This is a genomic window from Agrococcus jejuensis (assembly GCF_007679035.1).
In the GTDB taxonomy this organism is placed as follows: domain Bacteria; phylum Actinomycetota; class Actinomycetes; order Actinomycetales; family Microbacteriaceae; genus Agrococcus; species Agrococcus jejuensis_A.
This window is the reverse complement of record NZ_VEFR01000001.1, coordinates 573,699-592,098: the sequence shown is the minus strand read 5'-3', so window position 1 is coordinate 592,098 and position 18,400 is coordinate 573,699. Positions and strand designations below refer to the sequence as shown.

Here is an 18,400-nt window from a genome sequence, read left to right as displayed (position 1 = left end):
CCGTGTCGTTGATCGAGAACAGGCCGCTGACCGTACCCGCGCCGAACCCGGCGCTCGCTGCCGGCCTCGACGAGCCGCTGAGCGTGCTGCACCCCGACGGGTCGCGCCACGCGAACGAGCTGCTCGACCCGCATCTCGGCGACGTCGACGAGCACGCGCTCACCGACCTCTACGTCGACCTGTCGATCCTGCGGCGCATCGACGCCGAGGCGTTCGCGCTCACGCGACAGGGAGAGCTGCTGCTGTGGCCGCCCGCCCAGGGGCAGGAGGCTGCGCAGATCGGCTCGGGCCGGGCGCTGCGCGACACCGACTTCGTCTTCGGCTCGTACCGGGAGCACGGCCTCGCCTACCTGCGCGGCGTCGACCAGGGCGAGGCGATGCGCGTCTGGAAGGGCGTGCAGCAGTCGGGCTGGGATCCCATGGAGCACCACCTCGCGACACCGCAGATCATCATCGGCGCCCAGTCCCTGCACGCGACGGGCTACGCGATGGGCGCCCGGATGGACGGCTCCGACGACGTCGCCGTCGCCTACTTCGGCGACGGTGCCACGAGCGAGGGCGACGTCAACGAGGCGATGGTGTTCGCGAGCGCGTTCCAGGCGCCCGTGATCTTCGTCTGCCAGAACAACCAGTACGCGATCTCCGAGCCCGTCGCCGTGCAGTCGGGCTTCCCGCTCGCGCTGCGCCCGACCGGCTTCGGCATCCCCGCGCTGCGCGTCGACGGCAACGACGTGCTCGCGGTGCTGGCCGCGACGCGCATCGCCGTCGAGCGCGCCCGCTCGGGCGGCGGCCCCACGTTCATCGAGGCCATGACCTACCGCATGGGTCCGCACACGTCGACCGACGACCCCAAGCGCTACCGCTCGGAGGACGAGGTGGCGTCGTGGCGCGAGAAGGACCCGATCGTGCGCCTCGAGAGGCACCTCGAGCAGACGGGTGCGCCGATCGCCCGCATCCGCGAGGAGGCGAAGATCCGCTGCGACGCCGTCGCGAAGGAGCTGCGCGCGGCCGTGACCGCCGTGTCGGTGCCCGACCACCGCACGCTCTTCTCGAACGTCTACACGACGCCCACGAAGCGACTCGAGCGCCAGCTCGCCGAGCACGACGCCTTCGTCGCTTCGATCGAGGCCGCGCCGGGCGGGCACGGTGACCACGCATGACCGCGGTCGAGACGGACATCCAGACGCTGCAGCTCGGCAAGGCCATCGGCGCCGCGCTGCATGACGCGCTCGAGGCCGACGACAAGGTCTTCCTCATGGGCGAGGACATCGGCCAGCTCGGGGGCGTCTTCCGCGTCACCGACGGCCTGCAGGCCACGTTCGGCCCGCAGCGCGTGATCGACTCGCCGCTCGCGGAGTCGGCGATCATCGGCACCGCGATCGGCATGGCCTACCGCGGCTACCGGCCCGTCGTCGAGATCCAGTTCGACGGCTTCATCTACCCCGGCTTCGACCAGATCGTCGCGCAGGTGGCGAAGCTGCACTACCGGACGAAGGGCCGCGTGCGGATGCCGCTCGTCATCCGCGTGCCGTACGGCGGCGACATCGGCTCGGTCGAGCACCACTCCGAGAGCCCCGAGTCGTACTTCGCCCACACGGCGGGCCTGCGCGTCGTGACGGCCGCGACGCCGCAGGAGGCGTACTCGACGCTCCGCGCCGCGATCGCGAGCGACGACCCCGTGCTGTTCTTCGAGCCGAAGTCGCGCTACTGGTCGAAGGGCGAGGTCGACCGCACGATCGTGCGCGACCTCGACACCGCGACGGTGCTCGTGCCCGGCCGCGACGTGACGCTCGCGACCTACGGCCCCGTCGTGCAGACCGCGCTGCAGGCTGCCGAGGCCGCCGCCGACGAGGGCATCGAGATCGAGGTCATCGACCTGCGCTCCATCTCGCCGCTCGACGTCGACACCGTCGTCGCGAGCGTCGAGCGCACCGGCCGGCTCGTCGTGGCGCACGAGGCGCCCAAGGAGGCGTCGGTGTCGTCGGAGCTCGTCGCGAGCGTCGTCGAGCGCGCCTTCGCGTCGCTGCAGGCCGCGCCCGAGCGCGTGACCGCGTACGACACCCCGTACCCGCCGAGCGCGTTCGAGGAGTCGTACCTGCCGAGCGTGGACCGCATCCTCGACGCCGTCGACCGCGCCCTCGGTCGTCGCCACTCGCGGTCGGCCACGGGCTCCATGGCGATGCAGGGAGGCACGCGATGACCACCTTCAAGCTGCCCGACCTGGGCGAGGGGCTCACGGAGTCCGAGATCGTGCGCTGGCTGGTCGCCGAGGGCGACACGGTCGAGCTGAACCAGATCCTCGCGGAGGTCGAGACGGCGAAGGCCGTGGTCGACCTGCCGAGCCCGTACGCCGGGGTCGTGCGCGCGCTGCACGCCGCGGAGGGCGAGACGATCGCGGTCGGCGCACCGCTCATCGAGTACGACGTCGAGGGAGCGGAGCCCGCGGATGCGCCCGCACCGGCGGCCGAGGCGGCCGAGCCCGACGAGCAGCCCGCACCGGCGCTGCCCGTCGAGGATCGCCCGGCGGCCGACGCCACCGCGAAGCCCGCCCAGGAGCGCGTGAGCGTGCTCGTCGGCTCGGTCAAGGTCGGCTCCGGCGCGCGTGCGACGCGCCGCCGCCGCACCTTCGAGCCCACGCCGTTCGTGCGCGACGAACGCCGCCCGGCGCGCGCGTTCCCGCCCGTGCGCGCCCTCGCGCGACAGCGCGGCATCGACCTGTCGAGCATCGAGCCGACGGGGGAGGACGGCATCGTCACGCGCGCCGACCTCGACCGGCTCTCGAGCCCCGCCGCAGCCCCGGCATCCGCACCCGCGCGCGCGTCCCGACGCGAGCGCGTCACGGGTCTGCGCAAGCACACGGCCAAGGCCATGACCGACTCGGCCTTCACGGCGCCGCATGCCGCGGTCTTCCTGCAGGTCGACGTCACCGAGACGAGGCAGCTCGTCGACGACCTCAAGGCACGCGCCCGCGGCGGCGACGCCCCGACGTTCCTGTCGATGGCATGCCGCGCGATCCTGCTCGCCGCCGTGCGCACGCCCGAGGTGAACAGCACCTTCCATGCCGACGCGAACGAGATCGAGGTGCATGGCGCGGTCAACCTCGGCATCGCCGTCGCGACCGACCGCGGCCTCGTGGTCGCGAGCGTCGACGACGCCGACCTGCTCGACGCCACCGAGCTCGCCGGCCGCATCCGCGAGCAGGCCGAGAAGGCCCGCGAGGGTCGGCTGAGCCCCGCCGAGCTCACCTCGTCGACCATGACGGTGTCGAACGTCGGCGTCTTCGGCGTCGACGGTGGCGTGCCCATCCTCAACCCGGGCGAGTCGGTCATCCTCGCGCTCGGCACCGTGCGGCGTACCCCGTGGGAGCACCGCGGCGAGATCGCGCTGCGCGACGTCATGCAGATCACGGTGTCGTTCGACCACCGCGTGCTCGACGGCAAGGAGGCGAGCGCGTTCATCGCCGACGTCGGTGCCCTGCTCGAGCACCCCGGCCTGGCGCTCGCGCGGCGCTGATGCACCGCCCCCGACGAACCGAAGGAGATCCGTGGATCGGCTGACGACGACCGTCGACGCAGCATCGCCCGAGGCCGCGGCGCGCGCCGAGGCGATGGACGCGCTCGTCGAGGACCTGCGCGCGCGCCTCGAGCGCGCGGCGCTCGGCGGTCCCGAGCGCTCGCGCGAGCGGCACGTCGCACGCGGCAAGCTGCTGCCGCGCGACCGCGTCGAGCGACTGCTCGACGTCGGCAGCCCCTTCCTCGAGGTGGCACCGCTCGCCGCGACGGGCATGTACGACGACGAGGCGCCCGCCGCCGGCGTCGTCGCCGGCATCGGCCTCGTGTCGGGCCGCCATGTCATGGTCGTCGCGAACGACGCGACCGTGAAGGGCGGCACGTACCTGCCGATGACGGTGAAGAAGCACCTGCGCGCGCAGGAGATCGCCGCCGAGAACCGGCTGCCGTGCATCTACCTCGTCGACTCGGGTGGCGCGTTCCTGCCGATGCAGGACGAGGTGTTCCCCGACAAGGAGCACTTCGGGCGAATCTTCTACAACCAGTCGCGCATGAGCGCCGACGGGATCGCGCAGATCGCCTGCGTCATGGGCTCGTCGACCGCGGGCGGCGCCTACGTGCCCGCGATGAGCGACGAGACGGTCATCGTGCGCGAGCAGGGCACGATCTTCCTCGGCGGTCCGCCGCTCGTGCAGGCCGCGACGGGCGAGGTCGTGAGCGCGGAGGACCTCGGCGGCGGCGAGCTGCACACGACGGTCTCGGGCGTCGCCGACCACCTCGCCGACGACGACGAGCACGCCCTGCGCATCGTGCGCGACATCGTCGCGACGCTGCCCGCGAGCCCCGCGCCGCCGTGGGAGGTGCTCGAGGCGGCCGCGCCGGCCGTCGACCCCGCGACGCTCGGCGCCGCCGTGCCCGCCGACCTGCAGACGCCGTACGACGTGCGCGAGATCATCGCCCGCATCGTCGACGACTCCGCGTTCCACGAGTTCAAGGCAGGCTTCGGCACGACGCTCGTGACCGGCTTCGCGCGCATCTGGGGGCATCCGGTCGGCATCGTCGCGAACGACGGCGTGCTGTTCTCGGAGTCCGCCCAGAAGGGCGCGCACTTCATCGAGCTCTGCGACCAGCGCGGCATCCCGCTCGTCTTCCTGCAGAACATCGCGGGCTTCATGGTCGGCAGCGAGTACGAGCGCGGTGGCATCGCGAAGCACGGCGCGAAGATGGTGACGGCCGTCGCGTGCGCGCGCGTGCCGAAGCTCACGGTCGTCGTCGGCGGATCGTTCGGCGCCGGCACGTACTCGATGTGCGGTCGTGCGTACTCGCCGCGGTTCCTGTGGCTCTGGCCCAACGCGCGCGTGTCGGTCATGGGCGGCCCGCAGGCCGCATCCGTGCTCTCGACCGTGCAGCGCACGAACGTCGAGGCGCGCGGCGAGACCTGGTCCGCCGACGAGCAGCAGGCGTTCGAGGCGCCCATCCGCGAGCAGTACGAGCGGCAGGGCTCGCCCTACTACTCGACGGCCCGGCTCTGGGACGACGGCGTCATCGACCCCGCCGACACGCGCCGCGTGCTCGGCCTCGCCCTCGACGTCGTCGGCCAGGCGCCGATGCCCGACGTGCGCTACGGCGTGTTCAGGATGTGATGGCAGTGCTGCAGAAGGTCCTCATCGCCAACCGTGGCGAGATCGCCGTGCGCATCGTGCGCACGCTCGACCGCCTCGGCATCGCCTCCGTCGCCGTGCACTCGGATGCGGATGCCGACGCGCCGCACGTGCGCGCGGCGGGGGAGTCGGTGCGCCTCGGCCCGGCCGACGCGCGCCAGTCGTACCTCGCGATCGACCGCGTCATCGCGGCCGCGCGCGAGACGGGCGCCGACGCCATCCATCCCGGCTACGGCTTCCTCGCCGAGTCGGCGGCGTTCGCGCGCGCATGCGCCGACGCCGGCATCGTCTTCATCGGCCCGACGCCCGAGGCGATCGACACCATGGGCGACAAGATCCGCGCCCGCGCGGCCGTCGAGGCGCGTGGCGTCGCCACCGTGCCTGGCATCGCCGAGCCGGGCCTCGACGACGCCGCGCTCGTCGCAGGAGCCGAGCGCGTGGGCTACCCCGTGCTCGTGAAGCCGTCGGCAGGCGGCGGCGGCAAGGGCATGCATCGCGTCGACGACCCCGCCGACCTGCCCGCCGCGCTCGCGCAGGCGCGTCGCGAGGCTGCGGCGGCGTTCGGCGACGACACGCTCTTCGTCGAGCGGTTCGTCGCGAACCCGCGGCACGTCGAGGTGCAGGTGCTCGCCGACCAGCACGGCCACGTCATCCACCTCGGCGAGCGCGAGTGCTCGCTGCAGCGCCGCCACCAGAAGGTCATCGAGGAGGCGCCGAGCCCGCTGCTCACGCCGGCGCAGCGCGCCGCGATCGGCGAGGCCGCACGCGAGACCGCGCGCTCGGTCGGCTACGTCGGTGCCGGCACGGTCGAGTTCATCGTCTCGGGAGACCAGCCCGACGAGCCGTTCTTCATGGAGATGAACACGCGCCTGCAGGTCGAGCACCCGGTCACGGAGGCCGTCACCGGCATCGACCTCGTCGAGCAGCAGCTGCGCGTCGCCGCCGGCGAGCAGCTCGGCATCCGCCAGGAGGACGTGCGGCTCGACGGCCACGCGATCGAGGCGCGCGTGTACGCGGAGGATCCGGCGGCCGGCTTCCTGCCGACGGGCGGCGAGGTGCTGCTGGCCAGGTGGCCGCAGGGCCCCGGCGTGCGGGTGGATGCGGGCATCGAGACCGGCTCCGAGGTCTCGTCGAGCTACGATCCGATGCTCGCGAAGGTCATCGCGCACGCTCGCACGCGGGCCGAGGCGATCGAGCGCCTCGACGCGGCGCTCGCCACGACCCACGTGCTCGGCGTCACGACGAACGTGCCCTTCCTGCGCACGCTCCTCGCCGAGCCGGCCGTGGCCGCCGGCGAGCTGGACACGGGGCTCATCGACCGCGAGGCCCAGCGGCTCGCCGCGCGTCGCATGCCGAGCGAGGTGCTCGCGCAGGCAGCCCTCGTGCTGCTCGATGCGGCGCCGCGCGGCGCGCGAGCATGGGGACGCGACGGTTGGCGACTGCGCGGCGCCGTCGGCGCCTCCGTGCGCGTCTCGGACGGCGATGGCGTCGCGACGGTCACGCTGCTGCCTGGCGGCGACCGGCGCCCCACGTCGTTCGGCTTCATCGGCGGTCGGGCGCCGCAGCTGCCCATCGCGATGCGCGTCGAGCGCGCCGACGGCAGCACGACCGCGATCCAGGAGCTCGACCGTCCTGGGGCGACGCACGTGACGGCTGACGGCGACGTCTGGCTCGCACTGCTCGACGGCGACTGGCTCGTCGAGCGCTCGCGGCCCGTCGTCCGCGCTCGGGCCGGCGCCGCCGCCTCGCCGACGCTCGCCTCGCCCATGCCCGGCACCGTCGTCGCCGTGCATGTCGCCGAGGGCGACGAGGTCGCCGAGGGCCAGGCGCTCGTGAGCGTCGAGGCGATGAAGATGGAGCACGTGCTGCGCGCGCCCTCCGCGGGTGCCGCCCGCATCCACGTCATCGTGGGGGAGACGGTGCGGCGCGGCCAGGAGGTCGCCGCCGTCGAGACGCGCACACCGACGGAGGTCCCGGCATGACCGAACGCCGCATCCGACAGCGAGGCCTGTGGTTCGAGGAGCTCGAGCCCGGCACCATCTACGAGCACCGCCCCGGCCGCACGATGACCGAGGCCGACAACGTGCTGTTCACCACCCTCACGATGAACACGCAGTCGCTGCATCTCGACGCCGCGTGGGCGGAGTCGACGGAGTTCGGCGAGCGCCTCGTGAACTCGATGCACACGCTGGCGACGCTCGTGGGCCTCTCGGTCGCGCAGCTCACGCAGGGCACGATCGTGGCGAACCTCGGCTTCGGCGAGGTGCGCTTCCCCGCTCCCGTGCGCCACGGCGACACGCTCTACGCCGAGACGCGCATCGTCGACGCACGCCCGTCGTCGTCGCGGCCCGGCCAGGGCATCGTGACCCTCGAGCACACGGGCCGCAACCAGCGCGGCGAGGTCGTCGCCATCGCGACGCGCTCCGTGCTCATGCAGGGGCGGCCGGCCGAGGAGTCCGACGCCGGGAGCGACGCATGATCTTCGAGATGGGTCCCGCCCTGCTCTTCTGCCCCGGCGATCGCCCCGACCGCTTCGCGAAGGCGGCCGAGCGCGCCGACGCCGTGATCCTCGACCTCGAGGACGCCGTCGGACCCGATGCGAAGGATGCGGCGCGCGAGGCGATCGCGACCGCGACGGTCGACGCCGCCCGCACGATCGTGCGCGTCAACGCCATCGGCGAAGGCACGCTCGAGGCCGACCTCGACGCCGCCCGCCGCGCTGGCGTCACCACGATCATGCTCGCGAAGGCCGAGTCGCCGAGGCAGCTCGACGCGTTCGACGGCTTCGCGGTCGTCGCGCTCTGCGAGACGGCGGCGGGCGTCGTGCACGCCGTCGACATCGCGGCCCATCCCAACGTCGTCGCGCTCATGTGGGGCGCGGAGGACCTCGTCGCCTCGATCGGCGGCACGTCGAGCCGCGACGAGACCGGCGCCTACCGCGACGTCGCTCGCCACGCGCGCAGCCACGTGCTGCTCGCTGCCGCCGCGAACGGCAAGCGCGCCATCGACGCGATCCGCACCGACATCGCCGACGTCGACGGCTGCCGCGTCGAGGCCGTGGACGCCTCGGCGTCGGGGTTCTTCGCCAAGGCGGCCATCCACCCCGCGCACGTCGCACCCATCCGCGAGGCGTTCGCGCCCGCGCCCGACGAGGCCGCGTGGGCCGAGCGCGTGCTCGCGGCTGCCGCCGAGCATCCCGGCGTCTTCTCGTTCGAGGGACGCATGGTCGACGAGCCCATCCTGCGCCACGCGCGCAGCGTGCGCGCCCGCGCCGCATACAGCCCCCTGCCGACCACGCAGGTTCCCGAGCCGCCCGCCGAGGGCACCGACGCGCCACGAGCGCACGAGGAGGCATCATGACCGCCATCGACCACCACGTGACGTCGAGCGAGCTGCCCGTCGACGGCACCGAGCTGCTCGACCCCGAGCTGCAGCGCCTCGCCGCCGAGGTGCGCGCGTTCGCCGACGACGTCGTCGCGCCCGCGAGCTACGAGTACGACACGCAGCGCCGTCTGCCGGTCGAGATCATCCGCCAGATGGGACGCATGGGCCTGTTCGGCCTGCCGCTGCCGACCGAGTACGGCGGTCAGGGCAAGTCGTACATGCACCTGTGCGTCGCCGTGGAGCAGCTGGCGCGCGTCGATCAGTCGATCGCCGTGACGCTCGAGGCGGGCCTCGGCCTCGGCGCGATGCCGATCTACCGCTTCGGCACCGAGGAGCAGCGCCGTACCTACCTGCCGAGCCTCGCGCGCGGCGAGGGACTCGCGGCGTTCGGGCTCACCGAGGCCGGCGCCGGGTCGGATGCGGGAGCCACGAAGACGACGGCGACGCTCGCCGACGGCTGGTGGACGATCGACGGGACGAAGCAGTTCATCACGAACTCGGGCACCCCGATCACGAACGTCGTCACGGTCACGGCCGTGACCGGCGAGGTCGAGAAGCGCGACGGCACGCGCGGCCCCGAGCTGTCGACGATCATCGTGCCCGTGCCGATCGAGGGCTTCACGGCGCTGCCCGCCTACGACAAGGTCGGCTGGCACACCTCGGACACCCATCCCCTCGTCTTCGACGGCGTCAAGGTGCCCGAGGCGAACCTGCTGGGCGAGCGCGGTCGCGGCTTCGCGAACTTCCTGTCGATCCTCGACGAGGGTCGCGTCGCCTTCGCGGCGCTGTGCGTCGGCGCGGCGCAGGGATGCCTCGAGCAGGCGATCGCCCGCGCGAAGGAGCGCGTCGTGTTCGGTCGCGCGATCGGCGACAACCAGCACATCGCATTCACGATCGCGCGCATGCAGTCGCGCGTCGCCGCCGCCCGCGCCGTCATGCACGACGCCGCACGCCGCATCGACGCGGGCATCCCGTTCACGAAGGAGGCGTCGCTCGCGAAGCTCATCGGCTCGGAGGCCGCGATGGCCAACGCCGCCGACGCGACGCAGATCTGGGGCGGCTACGGCTTCATGAACGAGAACGTCGTCGCCCGCCACTACCGCGATGCGCGCATCCTCACGCTCGGCGAGGGATCGACCGAGGTGCAGCTCGCGATCATCGCGAAGCAGCTCGGGTTCGACAAGTCCTTCGGATAGCGGGTCGTCGGTCCGCGGCGGCGATGCTTCGGTATCGTCGCCGCGGATGAGCGAGGAGCGCATGGGACGGCACGGCGGGCTGCAGCACGGACCTCGACACGACGAGGAGGACGTGCACGACAGCGACCCCGTGCTCGATGCGGAGGTGCGCCGGCGCGAGCGACTGCGCGACCGGCTGCTGCGCCGCGAGGAGCGCGACGCGCATCCGCACGATCACGCGCACGGGCACGCGCACGGCCCCGTCGCCCCGACGACGCCGCGCACGCGGCTCGTGCTCGCGGCGCTGCTGGGGCCGATGCTGCTCATCGCGCTCATCGGCATGGCCATCCTGTGGCCGCACGCCGACGAGATGCCCGAGTCGCTGCCGTTCGCCGCCGCGGGCGCCGAGGTCATGGAGGTCGAGGCCACGGGCACGCCCGATCCGGCGTCGCAGATCGTCGATGCCACGCTCGACGGCGAGGCCATCACGGTCACGGTGCCGCCCGAGGTCATCGAGTCGATCCACCCGGGCGACCAGCTGCGCGTGCTGTACATCCCCGAGGCCGAGATCTACGGCAGCCCGTACGTCTTCGTCGACTTCGCACGGGAGATCCCGCTGTGGATCCTCGCGGCGCTCTACATCCTCGTCGTCGCGTTCGTCGCCCGCTGGCGCGGACTCGCGGCCATCGTCGGCCTCGTCGGCGCCGGGGCGATGATCCTGCTCTTCACGCTCCCAGCGCTGCTCACCGGCCAACCAGGATTGCCGGTCGCGCTCGTGACGAGCGCCGTCGTGATGTTCATCGTGCTGTACGTCGCGCACGGGTTCACGGCGCGAACATCCACCGCGCTGCTGGGCACGCTCATCGGCCTCGCGTTCACGGCGGCCATCGGCTGGTTCGCGACGCAGGGCACGAGCATCACCGGCACGGCGACCGAGGATGCGCGGCTGCTGCTCATCCGCGCCGACCTCGACCTGCAGCAGGTCTTCCTCTGCGGCCTCGTGCTCGCGGGCATGGGCGTGCTCAACGACGTCACGATCACGCAGGCGTCGGCGGTGTGGGAGCTGCGCGCAGCCTCGCCGCTCGCGTCGCGACGCGAGCTCTTCGGCCGCGCGATGCGCATCGGTCGCGACCACATCGCGTCGACCGTCTACACGATCGCGTTCGCCTACGTCGGCGCGGCGCTGCCGGTGCTCATGATCATGGTGCTCACGAACGCACCGGGCAACGTCGGATGGACGACGGGCCAGGTCGCGGAGGAGATCGTGCGCACGCTCGTCGGCTCCATCGGCCTCGTGCTCGCCATCCCGATCACCACCGCGATCGCCGCCCTCGTCGTGCCGTCGCCCGACGAGCTCGAGGAGGTCGAGGAGGAGGCCGCCGCCGATGCGTCGGGCGAGATCCCCGTGGTCGACGTGCTCGCCGGCGTCGAGTCCGGCGGGCTTCGCGACGACGAGCGCCCTGACCCCGACGCCGAGGACGAGGTGCGTCGACGGCGCTGAGCGCGTCGCCCACGAGTGGTGCGTGCGCGCGGTCTACGATCGTGACGGCTGGTCGCCGCGGGTGCGACGGAGATGGGGACGCGCGGTGACGCAGCAGCAGGTCGTGCCGGTGCTCGAGATCGGCGGCACGCACGTCACCGCTGCGCTGGTCGACCTCGCGTCGCACGGCGTGCTCGCGGAGCATCGCGGGCATCCGGATGCGCACGGCTCCGCGGACGCGCTGCTCTCGGGCTGGATCGAGACGGCGCGCCTGCTCGGCGACGTCGACGGCGACTGGGTCGTCGCGATGCCGGGGCCGTTCGACTACGACGCCGGCATCGGTCGATTCCGCGACGTCGGCAAGTTCGACAGCCTCGACGGCGTCGACGTGGGCGCCGCGCTGCGCGACGCGCTCGGCGCCGACGTGCGATTCGTGAACGACGCGGACGCGTACGGGCTCGGCGAATGGTTCGCCGGCGCGGGCGAGGGATCGTCGCGCGCGGTCGTGCTGACGCTCGGCACGGGGCTCGGCAGCGCCTTCGTCGCCGACGGCGCGCCCGTGTCGTCGGGCGACTCGGTGCCGATCGATGGCGAGATCCACTTCGAGGAGCTGCGCGGCCTGCCCATCGAGGACGTCGTCTCGCGCCGTGCGCTCATGGCAGCGGGGCTCGCTGCGACGGGCGTCGAGCGCGACGTGCACGAGCTCGCCATCGCCGCCCGCGAGGGGGAGTCGGCCGCGGCATCCGTGCTCGCGGCGGGGTTCGCTGCGGTGGGCGAGGTCATCCGCCCGTGGCTCGACCGCTTCGACGCCGAGGTGCTCGTGATCGGCGGCTCGATGTCGCGGTCGTGGGATCTCGTGGAGCCGGCGGTGCTCGCCGGACTCGACGGCTGGGGCGGTCGCCTCGAGCGTGCGGCGCTCGGCGACACGGCACCCCTGCTGGGGGCGGCATGGTTCGGACGAGGCTCTCGGATGGTGTAGGCTTGCAGGGTTGCTTCGGCAGCGAAGAGGGTCTGTGGCGCAGCTGGTAGCGCACCTGCATGGCATGCAGGGGGTCGGGAGTTCGAGTCTCCCCAGATCCACCAAGAAAAGCCCCGCCGGACGGCGGGGCTTTCGTCGTGTTCGCGGTCGTACCAGTGCGCCTAGGCCTGCGCCAGCAGCTCGACGACCCGCCTCGCCGTCGCCTTCGCGGACGCCGGGTTCTGGCCGGTCACGAGGCGCCCGTCGGTCACGACGTAGGGCACGAGGGGCAGCACGGCCTTCGCGTAGCGGGCGCCGCGGGCCTTGAGCGCCGCCTCGACGTCGAACGGCACGAGCTCGGTCACCTTCGCGAGGCGCTCCTCGGTCCACGAGAAGCCCGTGAGCCGTCGACCCTCGACGAGGAGGGAGCCATCCGGCAGCGTGACGTCGAGCAGGCCGGAGCAGCCGTGGCAGACCGACGCCACGACGCCGCCGTGCTCCCAGATGCTCGCCGCGAGACGCTGCAGCCCCGCATCCTCGGGGAAGTCGAACATGACGGCGTGCCCGCCGGTGTAGAAGATGGCGTCGAAGTCGCCGGCATCGATCTGGCTCGGCATCGCGGTGCGCTGCAGCAGGGCCATGCGCGCGGGATCGGCGTGCCACGCCTTCGCGGTCGCGTCGAGGTTCGGGAAGGACAAGGAGCGCGGCTCGAGCGGCACGGCACCGCCGGTGGGGGAGACGAGCACCTGCTCGAACCCGGCCGCCTCGAAGATGTCCCACGCGTGCGTGAGCTCCGAGAGCCACAGTCCCGTGGGCTCGTCGGAGTCGCCGTACCGATCGACGTTGGTGACGACATGGAGCACGCGCTTCGCCATGGGACCCATCATGCCCACCGATCCGATCGCAGGCGTAGCGTGTGCTGCACCAGATCCGTCCGTGTCGAGGAAGGAGCCGACGTGACCTTCTACCTGATCTCGTTCCCCAGCGGGGAGATGCAGCTCGACGAGGGTGGTCTCGAGCAGGCGAGCATCGACTCGCACCAGGTGATCCGCGACGCGAAGGATGCCGGCGTCTACAGGTTCGGCGGCGGGATCAACGAGAGCGTGCCGCCCGTGCGCGTCGCCGCCGACGGCACGGTCGAGGAGGGCACGTACGCGCAGACCGCGCACCTCGAGGGCGGGTACACCGTGCTGAACCTCCCCAACCGCGCGGCTGCCGAGGAGTGGGCGGCGAGGATCGCGAAGGCGTGCCGATGCCGTCAGGAGCTGCGCGAGTTCTGGTTCGACCCGGAGCAGTAGGAGCGCGCGCGTCGCGACGTCACGTGCGCATCGGTGCGCGCGGCGGCGACGCCCGGAGCCGCGACCGACGGCGGTAGGCGCTCGTCACGCGCCACCGCCGTCGGAGCTCGCGGGATCGGGGGAGCGCGGCGCGTCCATCGGCGTCGATCGCCCCCTCGTCGGATGCCGGCAGCACCGTCAGCGCCCCGCGATGCACCTCGGCGTGATGGAAGCGGCACAGCAGGATGCCGTTGGCGACGTCGGTACGGCCGCCGTCGGCCCACCGCACCACGTGATGCGTCTCGCACCACGCGGGCGGCGCCGTGCATCCCGGAGCGCGGCAGTGCCGGTCGCGCGCGACGATCGCACGCCGCTGCGACATCGAGAACAGGCGGCGCCGCCGGCCGAGCCGCAGCGGCTCGCCATCCGAGCGCTGCACGACCGTCTGCACGAACCCGTCGCAGAGGATGCGCGCGGCGACGTGCACCGGCACGGGGAGGCCCGACCGCTGCAGCGTCGCGAGGTCGGCGAGCCGGTCGGCACGGCCGTGCAGCGCGTCCTCCGCGACCGTGATCACGAGCGTCGGCGCCTCGTCGCAGATCCTCGGCGCCTCGGTGGCGGCGTAGTGGGCGGCGACGTCGGCGAGCGCATCCATGCGGCGCTGCTGCAGCGTGCGCTCGTCGGCGGGCGACTCTGCCTGCTCGTGATCCGAGTCGCCGCCGCACGCATCCTCGAACACGACGCGACGCGGCTTCGCCATCGCGTCGAGCATGGCCTCGAGCGCATCGCCCTGCTCGGGCGTCGCCAGGAACTCGCCCGTGAGCATGCCGTCGCGCCGTCTGCTGGTGCGCAGGTACCGCTGCGCGAGCTGGTCGTCGTGGCGCGGCTCCTCGCCGTCGGGGTCGAGGTGCGCGATCCATCGACGCGCGACGGTGACGAGGTCCTCGGGCACCATCGGAGCCCCGTCGTCGGCGGCATCGGTGCCGCACGCGTGCGCGACGAGGTCGAGCTCGGCGACCTCGAGGTCGTCGGGTGCGATGCGGGTGCCCGACGCGGCGAGCGGCTCGACGATCGCATGCGCCTGCGCGATCGCGATGGCACCGGCGGCGAGCGCCGCCGCGACGTGGGGATGCGGCACGGGGATCGCGGCGCCGGAGAGCCCGACTCGTGACCGTGTCGCGTCGGCGACCGCGCACAGGATCGACGCCTCGCGCGAGCGCACGCCCACGCGGTGCTGCACCATCTCGCGCACCGACCGGTGGCCGGCGGCGCGCGCGAGGGAGTCCTCGGGCGCCAAGCCATCCGATCGCGTAGCGACCTCGCCGGCCAGCCGCACGAGCACCGCATCGATCGCCCGGCGGCGTGCGGCGAGCTCGTCGAACGCGACGAGCAGCTCGGCGCTCGGCAGCGATGCGGGAGAGGTAGCACCGGCCACGAGCGCGTCGACCACCGCCGTCTCGACCGTCTCGTCGTCGCGCATCCGTCACCGCCTCGTTCGACCTCCAGGATACCATCGAATCGAACGTATGTTCGAGTTGACCGGCACCTGTGGACGACGATCCTCGCCGCGATCAGGACGCCGCGGGCGCCTCCCAGCGCAGCACCTTCGCCATGGTCTTGCCCTTGGCGAGCTCGTCGACGAGCTTGTCCATCCAGCGGATCTGCTGCATGAGCGGATCCTCGATCTCCTCGACCCTGATGCCGCAGATCACGCCGGTGATGGACGCGGCGGCGGGATGCATCGCGGGCGCCGAGCCGAAGAACGCTCGGAACGAGCGCTCGTCGGCCAGCGCGGCGGCGATGCCGGCGTCGTCGTAGCCCGTGAGCCACGTGATGACCTCATGCAGCTCGGCGACCGTGCGCCCCTTGCGCTCGACCTTCGTGACGTAGTGCGGGTACACGCTCGCGAACGGCATCGCGAAGATCCGGTGCTCGGCCATGCGCCCATCCTGACGCACGCCGACCTCTCCGGTTCGAGAGGACCGCGCGGACGCCTGGTGCGAGTGCCACGCTCGAGCCATGACCGAGGCCATCCGCATCGTGCCCGCGGCACCCGCCGATGCCGAGGCGATCCGCGCGCTCGTGGTGGCCGCCTACGGCCACTACGTCGAGCGGATGGGCAAGGAGCCCGGGCCGATGCGCGCCGATGCCGCAGCGCTCGTCGCGTTGGGCGACGTCACGCTCGCGTGGCGTGGCGATGCGCTCGTCGGCATGATCGCGATCCGCATGCAGGCCGACGCCGTGACGGTCGGGAACGTCGCCGTGGCGCCGAGCGAGCAGGGGAACGGCCTCGGCTCGCACCTCCTCGCACTCGCCGAGCAGCGCGCGATCGACGCGGGCATCCCGCTCGTGCGGCTGTTCACGAACGCCCGCATGACCGAGAACCTCGCGTACTACTCTCGTCGCGGCTACGTCGAGACGCATCGCGCGACCGACGGCGGCTTCGACCGCGTCTTCTTCGAGAAGCGGCTCTGACGCGCCGATCGCCCACCGCGAACCCCCTATCGTTGCGAGGCTTGCCGATATATCGTCGACACATCGCCGACAGTCGCGCACCGCGACGAGCGTCGGTGGGAGGGGAGCATCATGCACGGCTACGAGGACGCGAGCCAGAGCGGCTCGGGACAGTTCGGCGCAGGGCAGTTCGGCGGGGGCCAGTTCGGCTTCGGAGGGCCTGCACGCTTCGGTCGCCACGGCGGCGGCATGTGGGAGGCGATGGAGCACCTGCGCAGCCAGTTCGAGCGCAAGGCTCCCGGCGCGCGCATGGGCCGCGGCGACGTGCGCCAGGCGGTGCTGGCGCTGCTGCGCGAGCAGCCGATGCACGGCTACCAGCTCATCACCGAGATCGAGCAGCGCTCCGGCGGCGCATGGCGACCGAGCCCCGGCTCCGTCTACCCGACGCTCCAGCTGCTCGCGGACGAGGGCCTGATCGTCGCCGAGGAGGCCGGCGGTCGCAAGACCTACGCCCTCACGGACGCGGGCCGTACGGTGGCGGATGCCGCCGCCGAGCAGGCGACGCCGTTCGCGACCACCGACGAGCAGGCGGGCCCCGGATTCTCGGCGCTGCCGAAGGCGGGCTTCGAGCTCGCGCAGGCCGCCGCGCAGGTCGGTCGCACGGGCACGCCCGAGCAGGTGCGCGAGGCCGTCGACATCCTCGACGACGCCCGCCGTAGGCTCTACTCGATCCTCGCTCGCGACTGAGCGCGGACCTGAGCACGACGCCCCGGCCTCCCGGGACGCGGGGAGGTGCGATGGACGAGTCCACGCCCTCCCGCGCCCGGTATCGCCGCATCCTGCGCTTCGCCGCCCGTCACCTGGCCGTGACGTGGTGGTTCGAGATAGCCATGCCGCGCATCGGCCTGGCACGGCTCGCCGCCCGCAGCCGCTCGCGCCGCATGACACGGTTCGCACGCAGCTTCCACGACTTCGCCGTCGACCTCGGCGGGCTCATGATCAAGGTCGGCCAGTTCATGTCGTCGCGCCTCGACGTGCTGCCGCCCGAGATCACGAAGGAGCTCGAGGGGCTGCAGGACGAGGTGCCGGCCGTACCCGGCCCCGCGATCCGCGCCGCGGCGGAGCAGGAGCTCGGCATGCCGCTCGACCGCGCCTTCGCTGCCGTCTCCGACCGTCCGATCGCCGCCGCATCCCTCGGTCAGGCGCACGGCGCGACGCTCGCCGACGCCGACGCCGCGATCAGCGGATTCCGCGACGCCGTGCTCAAGGTGCAGCGTCCCGGCATCGCCGCGATCGTCGCGACCGACCTCGCGGCGCTGCGCCGCGTCGGTGGCTGGCTCAGCCGCTTCCGCCTCGTCTCCGACCGCGCCGACATGCCCGCGCTCGTCGAGGAGTTCGCGCGCACGAGCGAGGAGGAGATCGACTACCTGCACGAGGCGCAGTCGGCGGAGCGCTTCGCCGAGATCTTCGCCGACGACGAGGGCGTCGGCGCCCCCGAGGTCGTGTGGGAGCGCACCACGCGACGTGCGCTGACGCTGCAGGACGTCACGGCCATCAAGATCACCGACCACGACGCGCTGCACGCCGCCGGGATCGACCCGAGCGCCGTCGCGCACCGCTTCGCGACGACGATGTTCACGCAGCTGTTCACGCACGGCTGGTTCCACGCCGATCCGCACCCCGGCAACGTGTTCGTGACGCCGCTCGAGGGCACGGATGCCGAGGGCCGCCCGCGCTGGCGGCTCACGTTCATCGACTTCGGCATGATGGGCGCCGTGCCGCCGACGACGCGGCGCGGCCTGCGGCGCATGCTCATCGCCGCCGCCTCCCGTGACGGCAAGGGGCTCGTCGACGGCATCCGCGACGTCGGGGTGCTGCTGCCCTCCGCCGACACCGCCGAGCTCGAGCGGGCGATGACGCAGGCGTTCGCACGCTTCGGCGGCATGGGCTTCGCCGAGCTGCGCGACGTCGACCCGCGGGAGTTCCGCGCGTTCGCGCTCGAGTTCCAGGAGCTGCTGCGCACGCTGCCGTTCCAGCTGCCCGAGGACATGCTGCTCGTCATCCGCGCGATGTCGCTCACGTCGGGCGTGTGCTCGTCGCTCGATCCCGCGTTCAACATCTGGGACGCCGTCGAGCCGTACGCGTCGAGGCTGCTGCAGGAGGAGCGCGGCAACGTCGTGCAGGACGTCGCGAGGCAGGCGCTCGAGACGGCCCGCGTGGCGGCGACGCTGCCCCAGCGCATCGACGGCGCCATCGCGCGCATCGAGGACGGGCGGCTGCAGGTCGCGGTGCCGCGCGTCGAGCGGCGGCTCGAGCGACTCGAGCGCGCCCAGGGGCGCGTCGTGTCCGCCGTGCTCTTCGCCGGCCTGCTCGTGGGCGGCGCGGTGCTGCAAGGCGATGGCATCGGGCTCGGCACCGCGCTCATGGTCGTCGCGATCGCGCCGCTCGCGCACGCCGTGCTCGGCGGGCTGCTCTCGCGTCGGCGCTGACGCGCCCGCGTGG

17 protein-coding genes and 1 tRNA gene are annotated in these 18,400 nt (G+C 72.8%); 15 read left to right on the top strand and 3 right to left on the bottom strand.

From position 1 onward, the window contains the following. Positions 1–2 precede the first annotated feature (2 nt). The 11 genes from FS793_RS02800 (at position 3) to FS793_RS02750 (ending at position 12,292) form a co-directional block, all read left to right on the top strand. Entirely contained in the window at positions 3–1,160 is a 1,158-nt protein-coding gene (locus FS793_RS02800; protein ID WP_144718290.1) for a thiamine pyrophosphate-dependent dehydrogenase E1 component subunit alpha, read from the top strand. Further along, positions 1,157–2,200: an alpha-ketoacid dehydrogenase subunit beta gene (locus FS793_RS02795; protein ID WP_144718288.1), complete on the top strand. Its 1,044-nt coding sequence runs from the start codon at positions 1,157–1,159 to the stop codon at positions 2,198–2,200. Before FS793_RS02800 ends, FS793_RS02795 begins: the two co-directional genes overlap by 4 nt. Then, positions 2,197–3,513: a dihydrolipoamide acetyltransferase family protein gene (locus tag FS793_RS02790; protein ID WP_144718286.1), complete on the top strand. Its 1,317-nt coding sequence runs from the start codon at positions 2,197–2,199 to the stop codon at positions 3,511–3,513. Before FS793_RS02795 ends, FS793_RS02790 begins: the two co-directional genes overlap by 4 nt. 31 nt (positions 3,514–3,544) lie before the next feature. Then, positions 3,545–5,152 (top strand): carboxyl transferase domain-containing protein, encoded by a 1,608-nt coding sequence (locus FS793_RS02785; protein ID WP_222123684.1) that lies wholly within the window; start codon positions 3,545–3,547, stop codon positions 5,150–5,152. Further along, positions 5,152–7,152 carry an acetyl/propionyl/methylcrotonyl-CoA carboxylase subunit alpha gene (locus FS793_RS02780; protein ID WP_144718284.1) on the top strand — a complete coding sequence of 667 codons (2,001 nt, stop codon included), beginning with the start codon at positions 5,152–5,154 and terminating at the stop codon, positions 7,150–7,152. The genes FS793_RS02785 and FS793_RS02780 overlap by 1 nt, the downstream gene beginning before the upstream one ends. Next, positions 7,149–7,649 carry a MaoC family dehydratase gene (locus FS793_RS02775; protein ID WP_144718282.1) on the top strand — a complete coding sequence of 167 codons (501 nt, stop codon included), beginning with the start codon at positions 7,149–7,151 and terminating at the stop codon, positions 7,647–7,649. The genes FS793_RS02780 and FS793_RS02775 overlap by 4 nt, the downstream gene beginning before the upstream one ends. Beyond that, positions 7,646–8,530, top strand: coding sequence for an HpcH/HpaI aldolase/citrate lyase family protein (locus FS793_RS02770; protein ID WP_144718280.1), 885 nt, complete (start codon positions 7,646–7,648; stop codon positions 8,528–8,530). The genes FS793_RS02775 and FS793_RS02770 overlap by 4 nt, the downstream gene beginning before the upstream one ends. Beyond that, the gene (locus tag FS793_RS02765) at positions 8,527–9,750 is read left to right on the top strand and encodes an acyl-CoA dehydrogenase family protein (protein WP_144718278.1); all 1,224 of its coding nucleotides are present in this window, start codon (positions 8,527–8,529) and stop codon (positions 9,748–9,750) included. Before FS793_RS02770 ends, FS793_RS02765 begins: the two co-directional genes overlap by 4 nt. 46 nt (positions 9,751–9,796) lie before the next feature. Next, complete coding sequence (locus tag FS793_RS02760; protein ID WP_260979988.1) at positions 9,797–11,230, top strand: YibE/F family protein; 1,434 nt, start codon at positions 9,797–9,799, stop codon at positions 11,228–11,230. An 85-nt stretch (positions 11,231–11,315) separates the two neighbouring features. Beyond that, on the top strand, positions 11,316–12,188 hold the full coding sequence (locus FS793_RS02755; RefSeq protein ID WP_260979987.1) for an ROK family protein: 873 nt from the start codon (positions 11,316–11,318) through the stop codon (positions 12,186–12,188). Between the two features lie 28 nt (positions 12,189–12,216). Beyond that, positions 12,217–12,292 (top strand) — tRNA-Ala (locus FS793_RS02750). Between the two features lie 57 nt (positions 12,293–12,349). Here FS793_RS02750 and FS793_RS02745 read toward each other — a convergent pair. Beyond that, positions 12,350–13,042: a type 1 glutamine amidotransferase domain-containing protein gene (locus FS793_RS02745; RefSeq protein WP_144718274.1), complete on the bottom strand. Its 693-nt coding sequence runs from the start codon at positions 13,040–13,042 to the stop codon at positions 12,350–12,352. A gap of 81 nt (positions 13,043–13,123) precedes the next feature. Here FS793_RS02745 and FS793_RS02740 point away from each other — a divergent pair, with 81 nt between their 5' ends. Beyond that, complete coding sequence (locus FS793_RS02740; protein ID WP_144718272.1) at positions 13,124–13,465, top strand: transcription initiation protein; 342 nt, start codon at positions 13,124–13,126, stop codon at positions 13,463–13,465. Between the two features lie 19 nt (positions 13,466–13,484). On the opposite strand, the gene FS793_RS02735 is transcribed toward FS793_RS02740, so the two are convergent. Both FS793_RS02735 and FS793_RS02730 read right to left on the bottom strand, forming a co-directional pair. Then, positions 13,485–14,924 (bottom strand): HNH endonuclease signature motif containing protein, encoded by a 1,440-nt coding sequence (locus FS793_RS02735; protein ID WP_144718270.1) that lies wholly within the window; start codon positions 14,922–14,924, stop codon positions 13,485–13,487. A 91-nt stretch (positions 14,925–15,015) separates the two neighbouring features. Beyond that, positions 15,016–15,384, bottom strand: coding sequence for a DUF2200 domain-containing protein (locus FS793_RS02730; protein WP_144718268.1), 369 nt, complete (start codon positions 15,382–15,384; stop codon positions 15,016–15,018). 79 nt (positions 15,385–15,463) lie between these two features. Between FS793_RS02730 and FS793_RS02725 the strand changes: the two genes are divergently transcribed. The 3 genes from FS793_RS02725 to FS793_RS02715 all read left to right on the top strand — a co-directional run bounded on the left by FS793_RS02725 (position 15,464) and on the right by FS793_RS02715 (position 18,387). After that, positions 15,464–15,919 (top strand): GNAT family N-acetyltransferase, encoded by a 456-nt coding sequence (locus tag FS793_RS02725; RefSeq protein ID WP_144718266.1) that lies wholly within the window; start codon positions 15,464–15,466, stop codon positions 15,917–15,919. A 111-nt stretch (positions 15,920–16,030) separates the two neighbouring features. Beyond that, a complete protein-coding gene (locus FS793_RS02720) occupies positions 16,031–16,645 on the top strand; it encodes a PadR family transcriptional regulator (protein WP_440130439.1) in 615 nt (204 codons plus the stop codon). A 50-nt stretch (positions 16,646–16,695) separates the two neighbouring features. Further along, positions 16,696–18,387 carry an ABC1 kinase family protein gene (locus FS793_RS02715; RefSeq protein ID WP_144718264.1) on the top strand — a complete coding sequence of 564 codons (1,692 nt, stop codon included), beginning with the start codon at positions 16,696–16,698 and terminating at the stop codon, positions 18,385–18,387. Positions 18,388–18,400 lie beyond the last annotated feature (13 nt).

Coding starts and splice junctions, on each gene's coding strand:
- FS793_RS02795 (WP_144718288.1), top strand. CDS start 1,157: ATGACCGCGGTCGAGACGGACATCCAGACGCTGCAGCTCGGCAAGGCC.
- FS793_RS02790 (WP_144718286.1), top strand. CDS start 2,197: ATGACCACCTTCAAGCTGCCCGACCTGGGCGAGGGGCTCACGGAGTCC.
- FS793_RS02780 (WP_144718284.1), top strand. CDS start 5,152: ATGGCAGTGCTGCAGAAGGTCCTCATCGCCAACCGTGGCGAGATCGCC.
- FS793_RS02775 (WP_144718282.1), top strand. CDS start 7,149: ATGACCGAACGCCGCATCCGACAGCGAGGCCTGTGGTTCGAGGAGCTC.
- FS793_RS02770 (WP_144718280.1), top strand. CDS start 7,646: ATGATCTTCGAGATGGGTCCCGCCCTGCTCTTCTGCCCCGGCGATCGC.
- FS793_RS02765 (WP_144718278.1), top strand. CDS start 8,527: ATGACCGCCATCGACCACCACGTGACGTCGAGCGAGCTGCCCGTCGAC.
- FS793_RS02760 (WP_260979988.1), top strand. CDS start 9,797: ATGAGCGAGGAGCGCATGGGACGGCACGGCGGGCTGCAGCACGGACCT.
- FS793_RS02745 (WP_144718274.1), bottom strand. CDS start 13,042: ATGGCGAAGCGCGTGCTCCATGTCGTCACCAACGTCGATCGGTACGGC.
- FS793_RS02735 (WP_144718270.1), bottom strand. CDS start 14,924: ATGCGCGACGACGAGACGGTCGAGACGGCGGTGGTCGACGCGCTCGTG.
- FS793_RS02730 (WP_144718268.1), bottom strand. CDS start 15,384: ATGGCCGAGCACCGGATCTTCGCGATGCCGTTCGCGAGCGTGTACCCG.
- FS793_RS02725 (WP_144718266.1), top strand. CDS start 15,464: ATGACCGAGGCCATCCGCATCGTGCCCGCGGCACCCGCCGATGCCGAG.
- FS793_RS02720 (WP_440130439.1), top strand. CDS start 16,031: ATGCACGGCTACGAGGACGCGAGCCAGAGCGGCTCGGGACAGTTCGGC.
- FS793_RS02715 (WP_144718264.1), top strand. CDS start 16,696: ATGGACGAGTCCACGCCCTCCCGCGCCCGGTATCGCCGCATCCTGCGC.